We start from the raw sequence: 5,380 nt of genomic DNA on the forward strand, positions 1-5,380 counted from the left end.
GTGCGATCCGATGCGAGCGGGAACAGTTCGCCCCGGTTCCTTGCTGAGTCGAACGTGGCTGAAAACCGCGCCACCTTTTTGGCTCAGGCCGGTCATGTCATAAAGATTCGCACCGTACCCGTCGAGGTGCGCGGCCATGCCGACGATGGCGCTGACCGTGACGATGCCCGTGCCGCCGACGCCGGCGATGAGCATGTCGAAGCTGTGTTCGAGTGAGGGAATCTGAGGATCAACCAACGACGCAATCAACTCATCGGAAAGGGTGGCGCCGGAACGACGCGGCCGGCCGCCTTGCACCGTGACGAAGGACGGGCAGAAGCCTTGGCTGCACGAGAAATCCTTGTTGCACGCGGATTGATCGATGGCGCGCTTCCGGCCGAGCTCGGTCTCCAAGGGTTGAATGGCAAGACAGTTCGATTGCACCGAACAGTTGCCGCAGCCTTCACAAACATGACTATTGATGAAGATTCGTCGGTCCGGATCGGGATGCTGGCCCCGCTTGCGACGCCGACGCTTCTCTGCCGCGCAGGTCTGGTCATAGATCAGCACTGTCACACCGGGCATCTCACGCAGGGCTTTCTGAACCGCGTCCAGTTCATCGCGATGTCGTACGTGTGTGCCGGGTGGCAGCTCGCCCGATTCGCGAAATCTTTCGGGATGTTCGGAGACAACGGTTACTGAGTTCACGCCTTCGGCAAGCACTTGAGCGACGATGCGCCCGACGGTGAGTGCACCTTCGACAGGTTGACCGCCGGTCATTGCGACTGCATCGTTGTAAAGGATTTTATAAGTCAACCGGGCTCGCGCTTGCACGGCGGCGCGAATGGCGAGCGATCCCGAGTGGTTGTAGGTGCCGTCGCCCAGGTTCTGAAACACATGCTCGGTGCTCGTGAACGGTGCCATGCCGAGCCAGGTCGCGCCTTCGCCACCCATGTGCGTTACCGGCAGCGGATTGCGCTCCGGCATGAACATCGCCATGGCGTGGCAGCCGATGCCCGTCATGCCGATGGAACCTTCCGGCACTTTGGTGGAGGTGCTGTGGGGACAACCGGCGCAGAACGCTGGTCGGCGAGCGAGGCTCGCGACACTTGCTGAGATGACTTGTTCCGATCGTTTGCGAACGCTGTCGGCGCGTTCCACAAAGCCGGGCACCGTCGCACCAAGGTCGGGGAAGGCTTCAAACAGTCGCTCGGCAACCACCTTCGCCACCGACAACGCATCGAGTGGCAAGTCGGCCGCTAAGAGGGCTGCGCCGCTGGGATCGGTTTTTCCGGACAGACGTGGGCGATGCGAAGCATTGAATAGCAAACTCGCCGCCTGTCGCTCCATGTGCGCGCGTTTTTCTTCGACGAATAGAATTTCTTCCGCCGTCGCAGCGGCGGCGCACAGCGCTTCGGGCTCGAGCGGAAAAATCATCACCGGCTTATAGATCGCGATGCCGACGCGTCGTGCCGTGGCTTCATCGATGCCTAACATGGCCAGGGCCGCGAGCACATCCGCGTAAGGTTTGCCGGCGGTAACGATCAGGAAGCGCGGCTCGCTTGCGCCAAACACCAGTCGATCCAAACGGTTGGCGCGTGCGAAGGCCAGTGCTCGTGGCAACTTGTGTCGCACGATTCGAGCATCCTGTTCCTGGAGCGCTAAAAGCTCTTTGCGGATGTGCACACCCCCGGGCGGCGAAGCCAGCGACGGCTCGATGAAGTCACGCGACTCTGCATCCACAGCGACCACGGCGGTCGCATCCGCAGTTTCATTCACGATCTTCAGCGCGACCAACAATCCGGAGTAACGAGACAAAGCGAAGCCTGCGAGACCCAGTTCCAGTATCTCCTCGACCGAGGCCGGGTAGAGCACAGGAATATCGTTGGCGGCGAGCGCGAGATCGCTCTGATGCGCGGTCGAGGAGGATTTGCCGGCGTGATCGTCACCAAACACCAGCAGCACACCGCCGTGCGGCTCCGTGCCTTGTAGATTGGCATGCTTGAAAGGATCGCCGGAGCGGTCCACGCCTGGGCCCTTGCCGTACCAGATCGCGAACACACCATCGACTTTACGTCCCGGCACGAAGCCGACCTGCTGAGTGCCCCAGACGGCGGTGGCAGCGAGATCCTCATTCACGCCGGGTTGAAACACGATGTCGTGTGCTTCGAGCACGCGACGCGCTTTCCACAGCTCCGCATCGTAGCTACCGAGCGGCGAGCCTCGATAACCTGAAATAAATCCCGCCGTGTTCAAGCCGCGCTTACGATCGAGCTGACGCTGCAGTAACGGCAAGCGCACCAGCGCTTGTCGGCCCGACAAAAAGATTCGACCTTGATCGAGTCGATATTTGTCGTCCAGCGCCGGCGTTGGCAAAGACGGGGCGTTCATATCAGCGCCCCGCGCGGGCGATCAATTCTTGGGCGATGCGTGTGGCCATCGCCTCCGGCGTGGTGCGCTCGAGTTCGGCGCGGTTGAAAATATCTCGCAATCGTTCATGGATTCGCAGCAAGCGTACTTCGACGGGTTCCAAGGATTGCTGCGCTCTGCCCGGCACTCGTGACGCTTCTTCGACGGCGCCGATGACGCCACCGGCGTTGATCACATAGTCGGGCGCGAACAAGATGTTTCGTCGCTGCAGCTCTGCGCCCAGAGTTGCGGCGGCGAGTTGATTGTTGGCCGCGCCTGCAATGGCTTTTGCTTTGATCTGCGGCAACGTACGTTCATTCACGATGCCGCCCAGTGCACAGGGCGCGAAAATGTCCGCATCGACGGCATGGATCAGTTCGGCATCGACAACCTGAGCGCCAAGCTCACGAGCCAGTTGGTCTGCACGCTCGGAGCGAACGTCAGCAACCGTCAATCGCGCTCCGGCTTCGGCGAGTAACTGGCACAAGCGGGAGCCAACATTGCCGAGACCCTGTACGGCGACATGCACGCCGGAGAAATCATCTCTGTCCAGACGCGCTTCGAGTACGGCGCGCAGGCCGTGGAATACACCTTGCGCCGTGTGAATCGATGGATCGCCCGCGCCGGCGCTATTGGTGCCTGCGATATAGGGAGAGACTTCGCGAATGATTTCGCAGTCCGCCACGGAGAAGCCGACATCCTCTCCCGTGCAGAACACGGTCCCGATCCGATTCAGATACTTTCCGTAGGCATGTAGCAGCGGGCGAGTCTTCAACACACCGGGGTCACCGACAATCACCGCCTTGCCACCGCCGAACGGCGCACCGGCGAGCGCGCACTTATAAGACATGGCGCGCGACAGTCGCAGGGCGTCGTCCACGGCCAGGCGTTCCGTTGGATAAGGCCAGAAGCGCGTCCCGCCGACTGCTGGCCCGAGCTTGGTGCTGTGAATGGCAACGATGGCTTTCAGCCCGCTGGCCGGATCGGCAAACCAGCAGACTTGCTCATGCTGATCGAACTCCGAGGATTCGCTGATGGCCATGGGGGCTCGCTCATTGGGCGCTAGCTGGGGTGCCCATCATGGCGCGATCAGGCCGGTGATTGATTGCGAAGTGCGCGTTCTTGGCTAGACTAACTGCGCAGAGTGCGCACCTTTGCTGGCTTTTGGAGCAGAACATGCCAAGTGTCCCCATCGATGCTTACGACCGCCGAATTCTCGAAGCCCTGCAGGCCGACGGCCGGCTCACCAATCTGGAGCTGGCGGAGCGCGTGGGGTTGTCGCCTTCGCCCTGTCTGCGGCGAGTGCGGGCCTTGGAAGCGGAGGGTTTGATCAAGGGCTATGGCGCGAGGCTCGATCGCAAGAAGATCGGCCTGGGCATGACGGTGTTCGTGGCCGTGAACATCGAGCTGCACAAGGAGGTCGAGGCGGCGAAATTCAGAGACGCCTTGCTAGCCTTTCCCGAGGTGGTGTCTTGTTACATCACCTCGGGCGATTTCGATTTTCTATTGCAAGTAGTCACTCCCGATCTGGATGCGTATCGGGAGTTTTCGCTGGAACGGCTGATCAAAGTGCCGGGCGTCAAAGGCATCCATAGCAGCTTCGTCATCGACACCGTCAAAGACGGTGCGCCGTTTCCACTAACCCATTTGAGTGTTACTCGACCCGCTGCAAGATGACGCCATTGGCGCGGTCCGAATTGAAACTCAGCGAACGAATCTTGCCGGCACGGTCGCGCTGGAACAGCACGGCACTGCTCCACCACAGCTCCGATTCGAAACGGTCGGTGACCACTTGCTTCAGCGTGCTCGGCTCCGACATCCACAGCGAACTCAGCGTGAGCTGATCGCCTTTGACGCGCACGTCGTAAGTGATATCCAGCTCGGCGCTGTGATAGCGCCCGGCGTATGGTGCCAATCCAGCAGCGTTCAACTTTGAAGGCTGCACGCGCGGATAGCGTAGCGGTGCGGACTCGTAGAGGTTTTTGATATCGAGCGCCGTCACTTGGCCTTTCGCGTCACGCACGGGTCGGAAGCTCATCCAGCTCGGGTCGCCGAAATCGAAGCTGCCGTCCTGGCGCAGCACTGCGTTCTTGCGTTCGCCGCGGTTGTCGGTGCGGAACAGCTTGCCACCTTCAAATTGCAGCTGCACCGGCGAAACGTGTTGCCGGTATTCCGGTCGTGCGAACAAGCCAGCGAGGGGCGCAGCGTCGGCGTTCGGATCTTCCGGCGACAGCTCGGGCTTGGCTTCCGGTGCGGCCGATTCGGATTTTGGCAAGTACAGATCGGCGATCTGCGTTGCTTTGGCTTTGATGTTGAACGGGACGTTGGCAGTGATGATGACCGCGAAGTCCTGCTCCGGGTAGTAAATGAACTGCGAGCGGAAGCCGGCATCCGAGCCGGAGTGGCTCACGCGGGTCCGTCCATCCGCTTGATCGCGAACCAAGCCGAAGCCGTAGTTGATGGGCGTGCCGTTATCCAGGGTGCCGTTGGTGCTGACCTGTTCGATCAGGGCGGCATCGCCGACGGTCGGGCGAGTGAAGTTGCCCGCCCACTTGGCCATGTCTTCGACCGTGGTGAACAGGCTGGTGGCGCCGACGTTGTCGTAGTTCAGCAGCGAGCGCTTCAGTTGCTTCTGCTCGTCGCCTTCTTGCTCGTAGGAGTGGGCGCGGCCGGGGACGATCTCGGTGACATCGTCGAAAAAGAAAGTGCTGTTCATGCCCAGCGGGCGGAAGATGCGCTCGGTGGTGAACTCACGCAGCGTTTGGCCGCTGACGGCGTGGACGATCTCGGCCAGCAGCGTGTAGCCTGTATTGCTGTAGGAGTGCTGGGTGCCCGGATCGAAGTTCAGGCCGCGTTGGCGCGAGACGATGTTGACGACCTGACCCTGCTCCAATCGATCGTCCAGGGTGTGACCGCCCATCTCGAACAACGACCATTGATCGCGCAGGCCGCTGGTGTGCAGGATCAAGTGGCGTACCGTGATCTTGCGACC

The 5,380-nt window shown here is 61.1% G+C and carries 4 protein-coding genes; 1 reads left to right on the forward strand and 3 read right to left on the reverse strand.

All coding sequences use genetic code 11. From position 1 onward, the window contains the following. Both JNL55_RS15315 and JNL55_RS15320 read right to left on the reverse strand, forming a co-directional pair. Positions 1–2,370: indolepyruvate ferredoxin oxidoreductase family protein (locus JNL55_RS15315; protein ID WP_293855040.1), on the reverse strand; the 2,370-nt coding region annotated here is incomplete at its 3' end. 1 nt (position 2,371) lies between these two features. Then, the gene (locus tag JNL55_RS15320) at positions 2,372–3,430 is read right to left on the reverse strand and encodes a Glu/Leu/Phe/Val dehydrogenase dimerization domain-containing protein (protein WP_293855043.1); all 1,059 of its coding nucleotides are present in this window, start codon (positions 3,428–3,430) and stop codon (positions 2,372–2,374) included. 134 nt (positions 3,431–3,564) lie between these two features. Here JNL55_RS15320 and JNL55_RS15325 point away from each other — a divergent pair, with 134 nt between their 5' ends. Then, positions 3,565–4,065 carry an Lrp/AsnC family transcriptional regulator gene (locus JNL55_RS15325; protein ID WP_293855046.1) on the forward strand — a complete coding sequence of 167 codons (501 nt, stop codon included), beginning with the start codon at positions 3,565–3,567 and terminating at the stop codon, positions 4,063–4,065. Here the strand turns inward: JNL55_RS15325 and JNL55_RS15330 are convergent. Further along, positions 4,043–5,380, reverse strand: a 1,338-nt coding sequence (locus tag JNL55_RS15330; protein ID WP_293855049.1) for a serine hydrolase domain-containing protein, incomplete at its 5' end; no start/stop codon positions are given. The two genes, JNL55_RS15325 and JNL55_RS15330, sit on opposite strands and share 23 nt — an antisense overlap.

The organism is Steroidobacter sp. (genome assembly GCF_016790065.1).
In the GTDB taxonomy this organism is placed as follows: Bacteria; Pseudomonadota; Gammaproteobacteria; order Steroidobacterales; family Steroidobacteraceae; genus Steroidobacter.